The sequence below is a fragment of the Vibrio sp. 10N.222.55.A1 genome (genome assembly GCF_041473835.1).
GTDB classification, from domain to species: Bacteria; Pseudomonadota; Gammaproteobacteria; order Enterobacterales; family Vibrionaceae; genus Vibrio; species Vibrio crassostreae_C.
In genome coordinates, this window is record NZ_JBFRSX010000039.1 from 1 (window position 1) to 17099 (window position 17099).

At 44.1% G+C, this 17099-nt stretch carries 15 protein-coding genes and 2 pseudogenes; 8 read left to right on the forward strand and 9 right to left on the reverse strand.

The window, feature by feature from the left end; translation table 11 throughout:
* Positions 1-17: 17 nt before the first annotated feature.
* The 3 genes and pseudogenes from AB4493_RS13180 to AB4493_RS13190 form a co-directional block, all read right to left on the reverse strand.
* Positions 18-803, reverse strand: a pseudogene (locus tag AB4493_RS13180) (DUF819 domain-containing protein); the annotation flags it as partial.
* A 540-nt stretch (positions 804-1343) separates the two neighbouring features.
* On the reverse strand, positions 1344-3269 hold the full coding sequence (locus AB4493_RS13185; protein ID WP_048608770.1) for a monovalent cation:proton antiporter-2 (CPA2) family protein: 1926 nt from the start codon (positions 3267-3269) through the stop codon (positions 1344-1346).
* A complete protein-coding gene (locus tag AB4493_RS13190) occupies positions 3269-3886 on the reverse strand; it encodes an NAD(P)H-dependent oxidoreductase (RefSeq protein WP_046223961.1) in 618 nt (205 codons plus the stop codon). Before AB4493_RS13190 ends, AB4493_RS13185 begins: the two co-directional genes overlap by 1 nt.
* A gap of 303 nt (positions 3887-4189) precedes the next feature.
* On the opposite strand from AB4493_RS13190, the gene AB4493_RS13195 reads away from it, so the two are divergent.
* Complete coding sequence (locus tag AB4493_RS13195; protein WP_372155147.1) at positions 4190-5266, forward strand: low specificity L-threonine aldolase; 1077 nt, start codon at positions 4190-4192, stop codon at positions 5264-5266.
* Between the two features lie 102 nt (positions 5267-5368).
* Here the strand turns inward: AB4493_RS13195 and AB4493_RS13200 are convergent, their stop codons facing one another.
* Complete coding sequence (locus tag AB4493_RS13200) at positions 5369-5494, reverse strand: hypothetical protein (RefSeq protein WP_017060906.1); 126 nt, start codon at positions 5492-5494, stop codon at positions 5369-5371.
* A gap of 247 nt (positions 5495-5741) precedes the next feature.
* On the opposite strand from AB4493_RS13200, the gene AB4493_RS13205 reads away from it, so the two are divergent.
* Positions 5742-6176: a YccF domain-containing protein gene (locus tag AB4493_RS13205; protein WP_004730224.1), complete on the forward strand. Its 435-nt coding sequence runs from the start codon at positions 5742-5744 to the stop codon at positions 6174-6176.
* Positions 6177-6280: 104 nt separating this feature from the next.
* Here the strand turns inward: AB4493_RS13205 and AB4493_RS13210 are convergent.
* The 3 genes and pseudogenes from AB4493_RS13210 to AB4493_RS13220 all read right to left on the reverse strand — a co-directional run bounded on the left by AB4493_RS13210 (position 6281) and on the right by AB4493_RS13220 (position 8961).
* Positions 6281-7204 (reverse strand): annotated as a pseudogene (locus AB4493_RS13210) (hypothetical protein).
* Positions 7205-7399: 195 nt separating this feature from the next.
* Complete coding sequence (gene yiaY / locus AB4493_RS13215) at positions 7400-8548, reverse strand: L-threonine dehydrogenase (RefSeq protein WP_102428336.1); 1149 nt, start codon at positions 8546-8548, stop codon at positions 7400-7402.
* Between the two features lie 260 nt (positions 8549-8808).
* The gene (locus AB4493_RS13220) at positions 8809-8961 is read right to left on the reverse strand and encodes a hypothetical protein (RefSeq protein WP_372155149.1); all 153 of its coding nucleotides are present in this window, start codon (positions 8959-8961) and stop codon (positions 8809-8811) included.
* Positions 8962-9195: 234 nt separating this feature from the next.
* Here AB4493_RS13220 and yjjG point away from each other — a divergent pair, with 234 nt between their 5' ends.
* Entirely contained in the window at positions 9196-9870 is a 675-nt protein-coding gene (yjjG, locus tag AB4493_RS13225) for a pyrimidine 5'-nucleotidase (protein WP_065584585.1), read from the forward strand.
* A gap of 159 nt (positions 9871-10029) precedes the next feature.
* Complete coding sequence (gene yddG, locus AB4493_RS13230; protein WP_371721354.1) at positions 10030-10962, forward strand: aromatic amino acid DMT transporter YddG; 933 nt, start codon at positions 10030-10032, stop codon at positions 10960-10962.
* 47 nt (positions 10963-11009) lie between these two features.
* On the opposite strand, the gene AB4493_RS13235 is transcribed toward yddG, so the two are convergent.
* A complete protein-coding gene (locus tag AB4493_RS13235; RefSeq protein ID WP_017060900.1) occupies positions 11010-11906 on the reverse strand; it encodes a cation diffusion facilitator family transporter in 897 nt (298 codons plus the stop codon).
* Positions 11907-12194: 288 nt separating this feature from the next.
* Between AB4493_RS13235 and AB4493_RS13240 the strand changes: the two genes are divergently transcribed.
* Positions 12195-12545: a hypothetical protein gene (locus AB4493_RS13240; protein ID WP_052880051.1), complete on the forward strand. Its 351-nt coding sequence runs from the start codon at positions 12195-12197 to the stop codon at positions 12543-12545.
* Positions 12546-12579: 34 nt separating this feature from the next.
* On the opposite strand, the gene AB4493_RS13245 is transcribed toward AB4493_RS13240, so the two are convergent.
* Positions 12580-13458 (reverse strand): LysR family transcriptional regulator, encoded by an 879-nt coding sequence (locus AB4493_RS13245; protein WP_016797108.1) that lies wholly within the window; start codon positions 13456-13458, stop codon positions 12580-12582.
* Between the two features lie 161 nt (positions 13459-13619).
* On the opposite strand from AB4493_RS13245, the gene AB4493_RS13250 reads away from it, so the two are divergent.
* From AB4493_RS13250 to AB4493_RS13260, 3 genes are all read left to right on the forward strand, one after another.
* Positions 13620-14219: a class I SAM-dependent methyltransferase gene (locus AB4493_RS13250; protein ID WP_017064785.1), complete on the forward strand. Its 600-nt coding sequence runs from the start codon at positions 13620-13622 to the stop codon at positions 14217-14219.
* Positions 14220-14549: 330 nt separating this feature from the next.
* Positions 14550-16115: a YjjI family glycine radical enzyme gene (locus AB4493_RS13255; RefSeq protein ID WP_372155150.1), complete on the forward strand. Its 1566-nt coding sequence runs from the start codon at positions 14550-14552 to the stop codon at positions 16113-16115.
* A 56-nt stretch (positions 16116-16171) separates the two neighbouring features.
* On the forward strand, positions 16172-17086 hold the full coding sequence (locus tag AB4493_RS13260; RefSeq protein ID WP_372111625.1) for a YjjW family glycine radical enzyme activase: 915 nt from the start codon (positions 16172-16174) through the stop codon (positions 17084-17086).
* Positions 17087-17099 lie beyond the last annotated feature (13 nt).

Sequence of the window (17099 nt, forward strand, 5' to 3'; positions counted from 1 at the left end):
GTTCATGGGGCGGATACAGATGTTAGGCTATATTTCGCAAGCTCCGGCGCGTTGGTTGAGATCCATGGTGCAATCATGTCACTGAATAAGTGAGCTAAACCCGTCAAACCGAAAGCAATTGCCGTGATCTTCATAAGATCGGTTGTTGTTGTTGGGCGAGCGTTCTCTTCTTGGTATTTAGATACCGTCTCTTTTAGCTCTTCGATAGCTGATGTGTCTGCTTTTAACCATGCATCAATTTTCTTCTGGCGACCTGCCATGATAAGTAACACGGCCATCCAAATGTTCGCACAGATAACATCAACCGTAATCATTGCAGAGAATAGTTGATCATCAACCTCGAACACTTCTTTCATTGCTGCTTGGTTCGCACCGCCGCCGATCCAAGAACCAGCGACAGTTGTAAGGCCACGCCATACATCGCCAGATACGAGGTCAGGGTTAACTTGATCGATAATTAAAATCGCCAAAGGGCCACCAATGATGATGCCGACAGTACCCGTTAGGAACATGATGACGGCTTTTGAGCCAAGGCCGAAGATTTTGCGTAGGTCAGCTGAGATGATCAGTAGAACGAGTGCGCTTGGTAATAGGTAACGACTTGCAACAAAGTACAGCTTTGAGTTTGATGCGTCGATGATGCCTAGGCTGTTCAATAGAGAAGGAACAAAGTAACAGAGCAATAGACCCGGAACGAACGAGTAGAATTTTTTCAGTGCGCTATTTTGGCTACTTTCCGTGATAAAAACACCGCCAAGAATAACAGCTAACATGCCCATTATTACAGCATCATTAGTAATCATTATTATATCTCCTTTAAGGTGAGCGCAAAGGTCTCACTTTTTGAATTGCAGGACTATACCGACAACCGCCATTCGTTACAAATTGTAACGATAGACATATTTTGAAATGTTTATGTTAATTTTGATAGTTTGAATTTGTGAATGTTGTGCGTTATTTATTTGATTGATGAATGGGTTTGTTGGGGCTTTTGCGGCGCATTTCGATATATGCAATGTAATTCAAGCCTTAGTTAGTGGTCGCTATGAATTGGGTGGGTGCTTGAATGGTAGGAATGAGTGCATATATAGCCATGTTTATGGTGTGGTTTATGCAGGGGTGGAATGTTTCAATAATGTAAAAATTGAATCCACTTTTGCTATGTGGTCAGAAATTAAAAATTTTAGCTAGATCACACAAATCTCTCGGATTACGATTTTCAGCACCCGCTACTTATGCTCATTTGACGTTTTGTAGGGGGTAAATGAAAGAAAAAGCGGCTTAAATAGCCGCTTTTGATGGTTGAATTGCATGGTTATCTAGAGCTGAAGTCTAGATGCCGTTTAAGACTCTTCTTCCTCAAAGCCATCTGCATAGCCTTTTGGTGGTGGTGTCCAACCACGTTCAGAGCGAGAGTGTTTGTCTGAACGGTCTTTTTTCATATCTTCTTTCATTGCTTCTTCAAGGTGAATGAAGATTTGTCGGTAGTTGTTGTCGTAGCGTGGGTTCTCTTCCGCTTCAGACCAAGCTTGATAGAGCTTTTCAGACTTACGGCTTTCAACGCGTTGATACGTCGATTTTTGCTGTTCAACGAAGAATGGGTGATGACCCAAAGAGCGCAAGGCTTCTGCACCCATTTCAAGAGCAGAATGGTAGGTCTCTGATTCCACAAAGTCTGCACCTGCTTCTCGTAAGCGATAACTATGACCACGGTCGAATGCGCGGGCTAAGATTTTCACTTTAGGGTAGGTGTGTTTAACGTATTTGACCAATTCAACGCTTGAGTCTTGATTATCGATTGCTACTACTAGCATCGCGGCTTCTTCGATTCCGGCGGTATGCAATAAGTCGTGACGTGTCGCATCACCAAAGTAAGATTTGATATTGATAGAGCGTAGTAAGTCTACTTGGTTCGCTTGGTGATCAAGAACCACCGTATTGACATCGTTCGACACCAACAAGCGGTTAACGATTTGACCGAATCGACCAATGCCCGCAATGATAACGGTACCTTTCTCTTCGATGGTATCTTCTTCGCGGTCGTTAGATTTTTGTTCGTAACGAGGAAGAATCACTTTATCAAATAGAATGAACAGCCCTGGTGTTAGGAACATTGAAAGTGCCACAACCAGCGACAATGTTTGAACGATGTCAGCAGGTAATACGTGGTTTTGAGCTGAGAAGCTTAGTAGTACAAAACCAAACTCACCGGCTTGCGCCAAGCTCAGTGTAAACAGCCAACGGTCACTGTTTTTGATTTTGAAGATCAATGCCAACGTAAATAGCACCAAGGCTTTAAGAAGCATAACGCCAAGAGTGAGGCCAATGATCAAACCAAAGTCGTTGAATAGAACATCAAAGTTGATGCCAGCACCAACGGTAATGAAGAACAAGCCAAGTAGCAGCCCTTTAAACGGGTCAATATTAGACTCAAGCTCGTGGCGGAATTCACTGTTCGCTAAAACCACACCCGCAAGGAAGGTACCCAAAGCCGGTGATAGGCCGACTAGGCTCATCAGTGCAGCAATACCAATCACCAACATCAGTGCGGTTGCAGTAAAGATTTCACGCAGGCCTGAGCTTGCCACGAAGCGGAACAGTGGACGACTCAAGAAGTGTCCGCCGACCACAACAATCGCAATAGATGCTGTGATCACAAGGCCATAAGCCCAACCGGGTAGGCCAGCAACAAGACTTAACTCTTCATGATGATCAGAGGCCGAAGCGACCGCGCTTTGTGCAGCTTCAATTAATTCTGGCAACGCTAATAGAGGAATGAACGCCAACATAGGGATGACGGCAATATCTTGGAACAGTAGGACTGAAAAAGCGTTCTTGCCGCCTTCTGTTTTGGATAGCCCTTTTTCGTTAAAGGTTTGGAGTACAATCGCGGTAGATGACAGTGCGAAGATCAAACCGATAGTCAGCGCAATGGTCCAAGGTTGTCCGAAGAAAAGGGCGATACCCATTACAATCGCGGTAGTGCCACCAACTTGCAGGCCACCCAGCCCCATCAGTCGGTTTCTCATTGCCCAAAGCATCTTAGGCTCAAGTTCAAGGCCGACCAAGAACAGCATCATAACCACGCCGAACTCGGCAAAGTGTTGGATGGTTGTGGTCTCTTCACCCACTAAGCCGATGATTGGGCCAATCACAACACCAGCAATGAGGTAACCTAATACAGAACCAAGACCAAGTCTTTTGGCAATAGGCACGGCAATAACTGCTGCGACTAAGTAGATAAACGCTTGTAGAAAATATCCCGTCATTATTTAACCTCTGCCATTAGTTCTTCTACGTAGTGGTTGAGTTTTTCTGCTTTGCTGGCTTTCTTAATATTGATCTTGCCGGCAACCAACGCCTCTAACAGCACTTTATAGCTATCGACATGCTCTTGAATGCGGTTTTCTTCCAACGCGGTACGCGAGCCAAATAACGCAAAGGGCGCGAGATAGTTCATCCCACACAGAGAAGCAGTTTGTTCGATTGGGTGAAGCAGCTCTCGAATAGTGAAATGGTTGTAACCATCACTTTGGTAGGCATCTTTTTTACCACCTGCAGTAATGCTACATAATAAGTTCTTACCCTGTAGTTCATTGCCATCGGCGCCGTAGGCGAAGCCGTATTCAAGAACAAGGTCTTGCCACTCTTTAAGAATTGCCGGTGTTGAGTACCAATACAAAGGAAACTGAAAAATGATGATGTCATGGTCTAACAGGCGTTTCTGTTCACGGTCGATGTTGATTTTAAATGTCGGATACTCGGCATAGAGATCGACACAGGTAACACCGTCAACGCGTTTGGCTTGTTCAAATAAGGGTTTGTTTGCTTCAGAACGATGTTGAGAAGGGTGGGCGAATAGCACCAAGACTCGATTTTTCGACATATAGCCCTCTTTGTCCATTAACGAATAATATTTATTGGAATTATAGTTATACAATAATAGAAGAATGGTTGAACAACAACGAATTAGCCCATACTTCTTTGTTTAGATACGTGTGCTTTCTGCGTTTAATTATATAAGACACCAGTCATTTTGTGTCTTTCAGGCACAAGTAGCCGATGACTGAGTAAAACTAATTATTCACGAATAGTAAAAGCGAATGTGGGCATTTTATGTCACCGTTGGTGGGTAACGTAAATAATCCAATAACCCTACATAGAACGATAATGAATAAAGGAAAAAACTATGAGCATGGACTTGCGTCAACAATGTGATTTGTTGCTTTCTGGTCATCTAGAACCGACACCAGCACAAACATTCGCTCAGATGGCTGAATGGTGTGAAACACACAATGTGAGCCATGATAGCTACGGTGATGGCGAGTTTATCGAGAGCTTTGAAAATAAGGTCGCAGAGCTGCTTGGTTATGAAGCCGCCGTGTTTGTTATTACCGGCACCATGAATCAACCCACAGCATTAGAAATTGCCTGCCAAGAGAAAAGAAACCCGGTAGTAGCGATGCATGAGTCGAGTCATATCATTCGCCATGAACGCCAAGGGTATCAGCTCCAAAATCGTTTCAACGTGCTTCCGGTCGGCAATGTATTTCGCACTTGGAATGTTGATGACTTAAAGGCATGGCCTGATGAGATTGCAGCCGCTCTATATGAATTACCCATGCGTGAAATCGGCGGCCAATTACCAGAATGGGATGAGCTTGAAGCGATCAAGCAATACTGCAAAGAACAATCGATTCACCTTCATATGGACGGTGCACGTTTGTGGGAATGCGGCGCGTATTATCAAAAGCCATACAGCGAGATTGCTCAGGGCTTCGATAGTGCTTATGTTTCGCTGTACAAAGGTCTCAATGGCCTTGGTGGTTCGTTATTGTTGGGCGATAAAGCCTTTGTCGCGAAAGCATCGGCGTGGATGAAGCGCCAAGGTGGCAATGTTTATCACCGAACGCCTTATGTGGTTTCAGCAGCAATGCAGTTTGATGAGCGATTAGAGTTGATGCCATCACTGTTTGAGCGAACAAAACAGATCTACCAAATCTTATTAGACTATCCTCAGTTCACTGTTAATCCGCAGCAACCGCAGGTCAACATGCTTCACCTATATTTACCTGTGAGCTATGAAGACGGCATTATTGTGAGAGATAACATAGCGAAGAAACACAAGATTTGGATAGGAAACCCAGCGATCAGTGAGTTGCCAAACCAATGTAAGATTGAATGGTATGTAGGGGATAACCTACTAAATTTGCCTGATCATGAGCTGATAGACATTCTAGATTTTATTAGCGAAGAGCTGATTTGATTAACGAAGAGCTGGCTGAAGAAGAACTGATCTAATTGGAACTGAAATGGATACAGGAAAGGGTTCTTATATCCATTTATATAGCTAGGATGTCCGGCTCTGTTACATATACTGGTTGATGTACACATCAACTAAGAACATGAACACTGGAACCGTACTGAGAAGTCCGAAGAAGACGATTGGCACCCAGTTTTTCATTTTCTTTTTAGGTTGCTCAGTGTTATTCATAAATTCGGCCTTAAATTCGTTGTTGAGTCTGTTTAGCTTTTTGGTACTAAAAATCTAAGTGTATGGTATCAAATAAATGGGTTTAGCCCTATGTAGATTTAGAGAACCGTGGTGTATATCAATCACATAAAATGTAAGTGATTCATAAACGGTTCATAAAGGTTCAACAATAATGAACCTATTACAACAAGCATTGCCTTACTCGGCATATCAAATAAACAGCATTTAAAGATTTGGAGAATACAGAATGAAAACAATAGGAAACATCATTTGGTTTCTGTTCGGTGGCGTATTTATGGGACTAGCTTGGTGGTTCTTCGGACTGCTCGCATTCCTAACCATCGTTGGTATTCCATGGGGTAGAGCGTGTTTCGTTATGGGTAACTTCTCATTCTTCCCATTTGGTCAGGAAGCGATTTCGCGTGATGAGCTAACCAATGAAATGGACATCGGCACGAGCCCGCTAGGCGTGATTGGTAACGTGATTTGGTTCTTATTTGCGGGTATCTGGCTAGCGATTGGTCACATCATGTCAGCTGTGGCGTGTTTCATTACCATCATCGGTATTCCGTTCGCGATTCAGCACCTTAAATTAGCGGTTATCTCGCTGGCGCCAATCGGTAAGACGGTTGTCGATAAACGTGAAGCAGAAGCGGCGCGAGTAAGAAATTACAAAGGTTAAGACTACAGTTTAAGCCTTATATAGAACTGAAAAAGCACATCACATGATGTGCTTTTTTGTGCCTCGTTTTCTATCTAACGATGCCCCAATCTCACAAACACTCACTAGACATTGTTGAACAAGACTTCAAGCCTAAGGGTGATGTTGGCTTCTTCCGTGTGTTTCTCGTAAGGCTCTCGTTCCCACTGGTAACGCGGGGTGACCTCGTAAAACAGCCATTCCTTCCATACATTTTCTCTATACGTTACCGACACTTGCGAATATTCGTTGTGGTTATACGGTTCGCTGGTCGCGGTTATCGTGGCGCTGTATTACAGAGCTTGGTCTTGAGAAAGGTAATGGTACAAGGTAATGCCCGTACCATACTCCCAGCCTTTGAGGTCATCGTTATAGCCAGCAAAGTTAGACCAACGCGCTAAGAAATCGTCACTCAAAGAGAGGTCAAAATCGATATCAGTGCTCTCTCCCGTCTCTTTCTTCTCTTGATACACACGTTGGGTTAGCCGGAATACTGCATCTGTGGTGAGCGGGTAGGTAAAACGATAGCGAGCCTCTATTCTTGGGCGTAATGTCGCTTTGATATTGAAACTACTGTAACCCTTGGCATAGGCGTCATAACGAAGGCCAAGTGCATTTTCTAACTCTTCAGAATCTTGTGGGAAGAAGTCTAAGAATTCTTCATCGCCAACAGACTCGTAGATTAGCTTAAGCCTTTTGCTGACAAAGGGTAAATGCAGGCGTGCGTTGAGCTTGGTGGAATAATCCACGTCACCGCCCTCAGAATAGATGAAATCATTATACCAACGTACAGAGGTTCCGGCTCTGGCGTCCTCGGTAATACGGTCATCCACAAAGAAGTTATCGAACCATATTGCGGGCTGACAAAACTTGCTGTTTAGGTAGTGGTAAGCTTTTTCGACGCGCGTGTCTTCTAACGGTTGGCTGTGACACTCATCCTGTTCCTCCGCGAAGGCAGAGTGGGAAACGAGCGATGCTAATAATGAGGAGTTAACTATCCAACGACTCAATGGAACCTGTTTGTCATTCTATGTATCAATAGTTTGACTATAACTAAGCAGTTATGACAATGCGACTTTTAAAGAGATTTATCTTAATCAGTGGCTATTCAAAACAGAGACTTGAATAACATATGGCAGGTAAAGAAAACGGGCTCAGTAGGTGAGCCCGTTTGTCGATAAGTTTATAAGTGACTTAATGGCAGATTACATTGCCGCTTCGAAAATCGCAGAGATTTCTTCGTGGGTCGCTTGTTTAGGATTAGTAAAACCACATGCGTCTTTCAGTGCGTTGTCAGACAGAGTAGGGATATCTTCTAGCTTCGCACCAAGTTGCGCGATACCTGTTGGGATGTTCACGTCATTTGCTAGTTGAACAATTGCTTCGATCGCAGCTTCTGCACCTTGCTCTGGTGACATACCTTCAACGTTAACGCCCATTGCTTTTGCAACATCACGTAGACGCTCAGGACAAACTTGCGCGTTGTAGCGTTGAACGTGTGGTAGCAAGATAGCATTACACACACCGTGTGGAAGATCGTAGAAGCCGCCTAGCTGATGCGCCATCGCATGAACATAACCTAGTGACGCGTTGTTGAACGCCATACCCGCCATGAACTGTGCGTAAGCCATTTGCTCACGAGCTTCAATGTCTTCGCCGTGCGTAACCGCTGTTCTTAGGTGTGCTTGTACAAGTTCAATGGCTTTAATCGCTACAGCGTCTGTAATTGGTGTCGCTGCGATAGAAACGTAAGCTTCGATTGCGTGTGTTAGCGCATCCATACCTGTTGCAGCAGTCAGTGATGCAGGCTTAGCAAGCATTAGTTCAGGATCGTTTACTGAAATAAGCGGTGTTGTGTGCTTATCAACGATAGCCATCTTAATGTGGCGCTCTTCATCAGTGATGATGCAGAAACGTGTCATTTCTGAAGCGGTGCCCGCAGTCGTGTTGATAGCGATAAGAGGCATCATCGGTTTTTCAGATTGATCGACACCTTCGTAATCTGCAATCTTGCCGCCGTTAGAAGCAACCAGAGCGATACCTTTTGCACAGTCGTGTGGAGAACCGCCACCTAGAGAAACAACAAAATCACAATCGTTGTCAGTCAGCAATTCTAGACCATCGTTCACGTTAGTGATGGTTGGGTTTGGTTGAGTGCCGTCGAATACAACTGCGTCTACGCCACGCTGGCTAAGAAGGTCTTGTACCTGCTTAACTACGCCAATTTGATTCAGGATCTTATCAGTAACGATCAGACCTTTTTTAAAGCCTTGAGACTGAATGCTATCAGCAGCATCCTTCAGACAGCCAGTACCCATGAAGTTGATTGTAGGGATGTAAAATGCAGTAGACATTGGAAAACTCCGTTAATTATGATTTTTAATTTCCTACATGTTGTCGGCATTCAAGTGGTCGACCATTGATCTGGAATAACTTTGATTCCGAACTACCACTTTGTGGCTAGTCGTTGTGATAGGGCTCATATAGCAATCGTTTTCATGGTTTTTGGCTGTGTTCTTTGTCAGTAGTGATTAGCGATAAATTGGCTCCACCAAGAGCAGAATGGTGCTCTATAACAATGAAAAATAAGGTTTTTCATTGAAAACTCTTCTAGTTAGGCTGGTGTCGACGTTTTATCTGAGTCATCGCTGCATTCAATTTCAGGTTCTTGTGACTCTTCAGAATCAAGCGTGTCTTCTGGCTCCTCGTCATAGTATTTGACAAGAAATGGGGTGAGCATGACAGATGACGGTAAGAAGTGTTTCATAATACCTCCCGGTACTTAAATGTATTTCTTGTATGGTATTGGTTTAATATGTGGCAAAATTTGCGATACATCATGAGTTGCGACTTGTTTTATATAAATTATTAGATTTATATACAGGCTCACAGATTTACGAGTAAAGTGATTGCCAGCCTACAAGGCGAAGAGAAAAATTAAGCAAAACTACGATAAAAACAAACACAGCACTGCTCAACAACGCGAATAACAGGACAGAAAATGAAGTACGATTGGATATTCTTTGATGCGGATGAAACCTTGTTCCACTTTGATGCTTTTCAAGGAATGAAGCTGATGTTCTCCCGTTTTGGTGTGGACTTTAGTGAACAGGATTATTCGGTTTACCAAGAGGTTAATTTACCACTTTGGGTAGATTATCAAGATGGCCGCATTACGGCAGCTCAACTGAAGCACGCGCGTTTTGAAAGCTGGGCAACAAAGTTAGAGACAACAACAGCAGAACTAAACAGTGCATTTTTGACCGCAATGGCGGATATCTGTTCTCTGCTCCCAGGTGCAAAAGAGTTGATGGAGTCTTTAAAAGGCAAAGTGAACATGGGTATCATCACGAATGGGTTTACCGAGCTGCAATCTATACGTTTAGAACGCACAGGCATGACAGATTACTTTGACCATGTGATCATCTCTGAAGAAGTCGGTGTCGCGAAACCAGACGCTGAAATCTTTGAACATGCACACAAGCTTGTTGGCTTACCAGCAAAACAACGCGTATTGATGGTCGGAGATAACCCGCATTCAGATATTTTAGGCGGCTTGGATTTTGGTATTGAGACGTGTTGGTTGAACAGCCAAGAGAAAGCAGCACCAGCAGGTATTAACCCTCATTATCAAGTTAAGTCTTTAGCTGACCTGCAAGCTCTGTTATTGGCATAATTGCTTTTAGATTTTTGAGTGAATGATTGATAGCCGAGTGCAGTTATGTGCTCGGCTACTTATTTTTACCTACTGTAAGTTATCGATAGTGGTGCTTAAGTCTATCTTTGCTTTAAGCTCGCTTTGATTACCCAATGACAATAAAGAAAAGGAAGAGGTGTGTTTAAATCTCATCGCCATAGCTGCTACGGCATTGCTGCCATTCTACTTTGGAGCTGCTTAATCGCGCTGTCTCGAAGCGTATCTGAACAACTGGGCCCAATCGGTGGTGCGGCCAGCCTTTACACGGTGAGTGCGCTGTTGTTGATCTGTGTTATGGGTCTACCAAAGCTGTCACGCTTTTCTAAGTCTTATTTGCTGATTGGCGGCACCTTGTTCGTTTGTTATGAGATCTTCTTGGCTCTGGCTTTAGGAATGGCAAACAATAGACATCAAGCCTTGGAAATGGCTGTCATCAACTACTTATGGCCAGCACTGACGGTGTTATTTGCGGTGCTGCTGAGCGACAAGAAAATTAACTGGTTGGTTTACCCAAGTATCTTCTTGGCCTTCTTTGGCGTCGCTTGGAGCATCAGCGGCGATCAGGGGCTTTCTGTTGAACAAATCGCTGCCAATGTTGCTACTAACCCAAAAACTTATTCAATGGCGTTTTTCGGCGCGATTATTTGGGCGGTTTACTGTAATTACACTCAGAAAGTGGCGAAAGGGCAGAATGCGATTGTGTTGTTCTTTATCGCAACGGCAATCACCTTGTGGATCAAATACGCATTGAGTAACGAAACCGGCATGGTGATGACAACCAGTGCTGCGATTGACTTAGTGTTGGCAGGCGTGTGTATGGGCGCAGGTTACGCGCTTTGGAATACAGCGATACTTGGCGGCAATATGGTCTTCTTGGCGACCATGTCGTATTTCACGCCTATTTTTGCGACCTTACTGTCTTCTATTATTTTGGGTTTGTCATTGAGCATGACGTTTTGGCAGGGCGTTTGTATGGTAACGATTGGCTCTTTAGCTTGCTGGTGGGTAACCAGAGACAAAAAGCCGACGGTTACGGCGTCGGCTTCTAAAAAGGTTCAATCAGAGTCTTAGTCAGCGAGAGGTTGATTGGTTAGCTCTTGGTTCTTAACTCTCGACTCTTAACTCGCGATATTGAGATTCAATTGAAGCTCATATGGCATCTTCGATAGGCGTCGCTTAAGTTGGCGGCGCGTACGTTCAATATCATCGACCGCAATCGCTTGTTGGTCGTTGGTATGAATATCAACATTGATTCGTAATTCTGGACCAACCTTAGTCACACCCATCAGCTCCAAATCTTGCTCCGCTTCTTTGTCTACCGCGACAACGTTCTTATCTACCGCATCACAAATATCTTTGTTTGCCGACATCATAAGCAGTTCGCGCATCGCCTCACGTAACATGTCGAAAGGAACTTTGATGAAGTAGAAAGACATTAGCAACATCATCATTGGGTCGGCATACACTGCGTATTCTGCAAGCGGAGAAAAAGTAATTAACCAAGCCGCTACGAAACCCGCTGTTACCGCTACACTCAGTAGCGTATCCATCTGCCACTGCTTAGATTCAGCCTGAATCAGACCTGAAGAAATACGTTTGCTCTTATTCGCGATGTACCACCAAGCGTAACCACAACCCAACACGTTGAAAATACCAAACAGAGTTGCAATAGAAGCATCAACTTCACGACCACCCGTCATTAGGGCACCAATCGCAGAGTAAAGTGAATAACCAACCACAAGCAGAATCACAACGGCTTTAATCGCAATCACAATCGGCTCGATGATAGCTCGACCGAACGGGAACTCTCTATCTGAAGGGCGGTTAATGTATTTTGAAGCAGCTAGTGACAATAAAGTTAACAGTAAGCTGATAAGAGAATAGACACCGTCAAACACTATGACCAGAGAGCCAACGAGAAGACCCAACACCAATCCGCCAATTGCGAAGCCTGATGCTAAAAGGGCTGAGAACAATAGTACTCGATTTTCGTTTTGACTTTTCCTGTCACACATAATATTTTCCAGATGTTTTTGATAACTTCATTGTTCTAATATCGAGCTAACTTTACAAACTTTATCTGATGACGTTTATATGTCTTATTTAATTAAAACATATAAATCAATAAAATTCAGTGACTTAAGGTTAGGGTTTGGTGTCAATAAAGTTGACGTTGAGTGTTTTTTGGGGATGATGTGCAACTGAAATAGGATCGTTTATGATTAATACAACACATTAGTCGCTAAGGTCTTATTGGTCTTCTAGATTTGACTGCGACTGCAATGGACAAGGAGAGAATCAATATGAAGTTTGACGATATCAGTGATAACGAGTTGTGGGTGATTGCTAACCCGATTATGGATAATCTGATGGACGGTTCAACCAAGGTCGATCATGAACAGCACTGTCGAGACTTTACTCAAAGGATGAAAGACATTGTTACGCCGGAATATTTAGAAAAGGTGTGTCACCATTATCAGCACAGTAATGGCTTTTTTGCTGAGCGAGAGCAAGTCGCGCTGTTTAGACGTTCAGACTCCATCGCTTTTGTGTGGAAACAAGCTTACACCATCGCCAAAGGCGAGTTTGTCGCCGAAATGGTATTGGTTGAAGAAGACGGACGCTACTTAGTGGATCACGTGATGGTTTTCTAGAGCAAGACTTAAGTATGGAGTAAAAGTCGTCCGTCTAGAAATCAAACAAATAATCACTAAGCTGGTCGGCCAACCAATTCATTCCTGGGTGCTCTGCCATGCCAGCCGCGGTAAACATACAGTAGTCTTCTTGTGTTAAACCGTAGGTGTGTTTGATCACGGCAAGCTCTTGTTCACGCAGTAAATGGCGAATCAATGGCTCAGGCATTACGCCCCATGCTTCTTCACGTAGAATCGTATCCAACATAAAGTCGAAGCTAGAGAAGCCAATGTAACGACGCGAGAAGGGCTCAAGCTCAGGATTATCCTTTTCATTAAGATAAACCATGGTTGCTTGCATCGAATTTCTCAGTACTTCATCAGACACTCGTCGCATCGCACTCAAATCATGTCCTTTCTTGCATACAGACATCATTCGAATCTTACCAAGCGGGTTGTAGATAATTCTTGGGTCATCGACGCGTTCGTAATCGACACCAAATGCGAAGTCGACTTGCTGAGTTTCAACTAGGTTAGCTAAGTCACCGCTCGATGCGAGAACGAAGTTGAATGAGGTAGAAGGGTACTTGTTATTTAAGGCGTGAGATAAGTCCTGCCACATTTCATCGGGTAGGGAGTCATCTCGTGCTATCCAAATTTCTGCGTTGAATTCGCCCGAAACATGCAAGCAGGTTTGTTTAATACGCGCGGCTGTCACCAACATGCCTTCGCAATCTTTGTAAATCGCTTTACCCGCTTCTGAAAGCTCAACGTGGTTTCCGCTGCGGACGAACAGCTCGACATCTAACTCTTTTTCCAAGGCTTTAATCGACATGCTGAGTTTGGTTCGGTTGCATTCTAACTGGCGTGCAGCTTCAGAAACTGATCCTAAATCAGCAACGGAACAAAAGGCTTGGACTTGAGAAAGGTTCATTTCATTTCCATATTGAGCGGGGGTTGGTGCATATTATCTGAATATTGTGCTGACTATCTTAGAAATAGTCCATCTTTGCATGATAACTCTATGACGAATTGACTAATTTGGTTTACTCTGGGGAAGTTCCGAACCTACAAGAAGTAAAGATGGAGGCCATGATGGCGAAACAATGGGACGAATACGCCGTTGATTGGGATAAAGATCCCGCAACTGCAGTATTCGCACAATCCGTATTTGACCAGTTAACACAGCTCGTTGATTTAAACGGAACCCGTGTCCTTGATTTTGGTTGTGGTACAGGACTACTCAGCCAGAAAATATCTCCTTTAGCAAAAGAGATCATCGCACTTGATATCTCTGAAGGGATGATTGAAGAGTTAGATAAGAAAGAGTTACCTAACGTTGAACCGGTAGTTGATATTTTATCGCGCGGACTTGCAGCGCAGCATCCAGCATTCAGAAACCAGTTTGACCTAGTGGTAGCCTCTTCGGTGTGTGGTTTTATCCCGAACCTACAAGACACAGTCAGTCTGATTTACACGCTGCTTGAAAACGACGGTACGTTTGTACACTGGGATTGGTACTTGGAAAGCGACAGTGAAGACTACGGTGTAAGCCAACAGCGCTCAGAAAATGTATTGAGTGCAGCGGGCTTTGCAGTAGTTGAAGTCTCTACACCGTTCTCGATTGACACTCCACAAGGAGAGTTAAAGGTATTAATGGGTGTTGGACGTAAACAAGCGCTTCCAGATCTGTAATCGTGTGTATGCCTTGAGCTAGCATTCAGAATGCTCATTTAAACTACTAAACCCACATTAACGACTCTAACGTCAGTTATGTGGGTTTTCTCTTTTTGGCGCTATCGTTTTAAACAGAACGAATTAGCGCTTTCTCATTTCTTCACTACTAACTCTGGTTTCTCTATTTCTCTATTTCTCTATTTCTCATCTCGCTCATAGAAAACTCAACACCGCTAATTTACAAATTATTTATTTCCATTTTGGAAATGTAGTCTTGCATACATTTCATTAGTGGAAATATAACGGTGAGATATAAAATAAGCCCATAACAACACTAAGGGTTTAATCATGAGCCACCAATCTGCGTCATCTACTTCTTCACCACTTTCAGAGCAACAACAACGCTTTAGCAATATCATTTCAGATGCCAACCTGTCACCAAAACAGAAGTCGAGCTATCTTGCCTTAGAAGCTGAAGCCAGCTTACCGTATATGCCGGTAAGCAAAGAAGTAGAGCAAGCCTTACAACAAGGTGTGCTGTGTGACATGTTTGAAGGGCACGCCCCATTTAAGCCGCGCTATGTACTTCCAGATTATTCTAAATACTTACATCAAGGCTCAGAGTATTTAGAGCTTAGCGCGGCAACCAACTTCGATGAAGCATTGAACATGCTTACCATCCTTTACCACCATGTTCCGTCTGTCACTTCAATTCCGGTTTACCTAGGTCAGTTGGATGATGTGTTGATGCCTTTCGTGGGCGACTTAACAGAAGAGCAGGTATACCAAAAGATTAAGCTGTTCTGGATCATGTTGGATCGCACACTGCCAGACGCCTTTATGCATGTGAATATCGGCCCGACAGACAACATTATCTGCCGTACGATTTTACGTGTAGACGCTGAATTGAAGCAGATCGCGCCAAACTTAACCTTTATGTACGACCCAGCCTTGACACCTGATGATCTACTTCGTCATGCGGCGAGCAACATCTGTGAATGCAGTAAACCACATATTGCAAACTATCCAGCGCATGCCGAGGCTTACGGCGATAAGCGTTTTGGTATTGTGAGCTGCTACAACTCTCTGCCGTTAGCGGGCGGTTCAAATACCTTGGTGCGTATGAACCTAAAGCAAGTGGCGTTGAAGTCTGAGGACAGTGCTGATTTCTTACAACAAGTACTGCCGAACTACAGTGGCATCATGGTTGAGTTGATGAACGCTCGTAGCCGCTTCTTGCATGAAGAGTCTAACTTCTTCGAAGGTTTCCTGACCAAAGAAGGCCTTATCGAAGAAGATCGCTTTGCGCCAATGTTTGGTATTTATGGCATGGCGGAAGCAGTCAACATCTTGTTGGAGAAAGAGGGCCAAGCAGGGCGCTATGGTCACGATGAACAGGCAAATCAGCTTGGTCACCGTATCTCCGAAAAACTGGCTGAGATCGTTGAACGCTCTGACGTGAAGTATGGGTTAGAAGGTAAAGCTCTGCTGCATGCTCAAGGCGGTATTAGCTTAGATGAAGATGTGACGCCGGGTGTCCGTATTCCTTATGGTACCGAACCGGATCCTGTCTCTTACGTTCGTGCAACCGCGGGTCACCATAAGTTCTACACCTCGGGCATCAGTGACATTCTGACCATCGACGAAACAGTGAAATCTAACCCTGAAGCGATGTTTAACCTGTGTAAAGGCGCGATTCAAGCGGGTTACCGAGAGTTCACGGCTAACGTTGCATCAAATGATTTGGTTCGTGTCACGGGTTACATGATTAAGCTATCTGACATTGCCAAATATGACGAGCAAGGCTCACGCACCAATACCACCTTTTTAGGTGCCGAAGCTGCGAAGAACACGGGCATATTAGAGCGTAAACCACGCGTGGTGAGTTCAGAGATGTCGCCGACATACGAATAGCTTTAACGTGCGTGCGTTATGTGTATGGTGCGTTTCGAATACGAACAATGTGAATTATGAAAATTTCTGATCTAACAACTCAAATGGCTAGGGTTAAAAATAATAAGACAGAAAAACAAGCGAAGGTCAGCCGTGTGCTGACCTTTTCTTGTGTTGACGGCCCGGGAAACCGCTTGGTGCTGTTTCTTCAGGGCTGCAACTTTGACTGTATTACTTGCCACAACCCACACACAATTAATCACTGTAACCATTGTGGTGACTGCATTAGCGGCTGTCCGAGCAGTGCTCTGAGTCTTATTGATGGCAAAGTGAAGTGGGACCCAGCAGCCTGTACGAATTGCGATCAGTGCATTGATGTCTGCGATCATAAGTCGAGCCCGAAAATTACCACAATGACGGCCTCAGAGGTTCTGGAGCTTGTCAGGCATAATCAGTTTTTCTTGAGTGGCATTACCGTTTCTGGCGGTGAAGCGACCATGCAGTTGCCGTTTATCATAGAGCTGTTTCAAGCGATTAAACGTGATTCACAGTTAGCGCATCTCACGTGTTTTATTGATAGTAATGGTTCGCTGTCACTTCAAGGGTGGGACAAGGTGTTGCCTTATCTTGATGGCGCGATGATTGACCTAAAATCATGGCAATCGGAAACACATCAATGGTTAGTGGGTAGAGGTAATCATAGGGTGTTTGAAACCATTAACTACTTAGCAGATAAAGGAAAACTGCACGAAGTTAGGTTGCTACATATCCCAAATAAAAGCGATCTTGAGGACGAAATTGAACAAGTGGGGCGTTACTTGAAGACTCTACCAAGTGATATTCGAATTCGGCTGAATGCGTTTCAGCATCATGGTGTCATTGGCGACGCGTTAGATTGGCCGAAATGCACCGAAAAACAGATGCAGAGCTTTCACGATAAGCTCTACACCATAGTTCAAAGACCGATGCAAACTCCTGAGGTTTATACCTAGTCTTTAGATTTCT

Excerpts from the sequence above, each read along its gene's own strand:
- AB4493_RS13185 (WP_048608770.1), bottom strand. The coding sequence starts at position 3,269 with ATGACGGGATATTTTCTACAAGCGTTTATCTACTTAGTCGCAGCAGTT.
- AB4493_RS13190 (WP_046223961.1), bottom strand. The coding sequence starts at position 3,886 with ATGTCGAAAAATCGAGTCTTGGTGCTATTCGCCCACCCTTCTCAACAT.
- AB4493_RS13195 (WP_372155147.1), top strand. The coding sequence starts at position 4,190 with ATGAGCATGGACTTGCGTCAACAATGTGATTTGTTGCTTTCTGGTCAT.
- AB4493_RS13200 (WP_017060906.1), bottom strand. The coding sequence starts at position 5,494 with ATGAATAACACTGAGCAACCTAAAAAGAAAATGAAAAACTGGGTGCCA.
- AB4493_RS13205 (WP_004730224.1), top strand. The coding sequence starts at position 5,742 with ATGAAAACAATAGGAAACATCATTTGGTTTCTGTTCGGTGGCGTATTT.
- yiaY (WP_102428336.1), bottom strand. The coding sequence starts at position 8,548 with ATGTCTACTGCATTTTACATCCCTACAATCAACTTCATGGGTACTGGC.
- AB4493_RS13220 (WP_372155149.1), bottom strand. The coding sequence starts at position 8,961 with ATGAAACACTTCTTACCGTCATCTGTCATGCTCACCCCATTTCTTGTC.
- yjjG (WP_065584585.1), top strand. The coding sequence starts at position 9,196 with ATGAAGTACGATTGGATATTCTTTGATGCGGATGAAACCTTGTTCCAC.
- AB4493_RS13235 (WP_017060900.1), bottom strand. The coding sequence starts at position 11,906 with ATGTGTGACAGGAAAAGTCAAAACGAAAATCGAGTACTATTGTTCTCA.
- AB4493_RS13240 (WP_052880051.1), top strand. The coding sequence starts at position 12,195 with ATGAAGTTTGACGATATCAGTGATAACGAGTTGTGGGTGATTGCTAAC.
- AB4493_RS13245 (WP_016797108.1), bottom strand. The coding sequence starts at position 13,458 with ATGAACCTTTCTCAAGTCCAAGCCTTTTGTTCCGTTGCTGATTTAGGA.
- AB4493_RS13250 (WP_017064785.1), top strand. The coding sequence starts at position 13,620 with ATGGCGAAACAATGGGACGAATACGCCGTTGATTGGGATAAAGATCCC.
- AB4493_RS13255 (WP_372155150.1), top strand. The coding sequence starts at position 14,550 with ATGAGCCACCAATCTGCGTCATCTACTTCTTCACCACTTTCAGAGCAA.
- AB4493_RS13260 (WP_372111625.1), top strand. The coding sequence starts at position 16,172 with ATGAAAATTTCTGATCTAACAACTCAAATGGCTAGGGTTAAAAATAAT.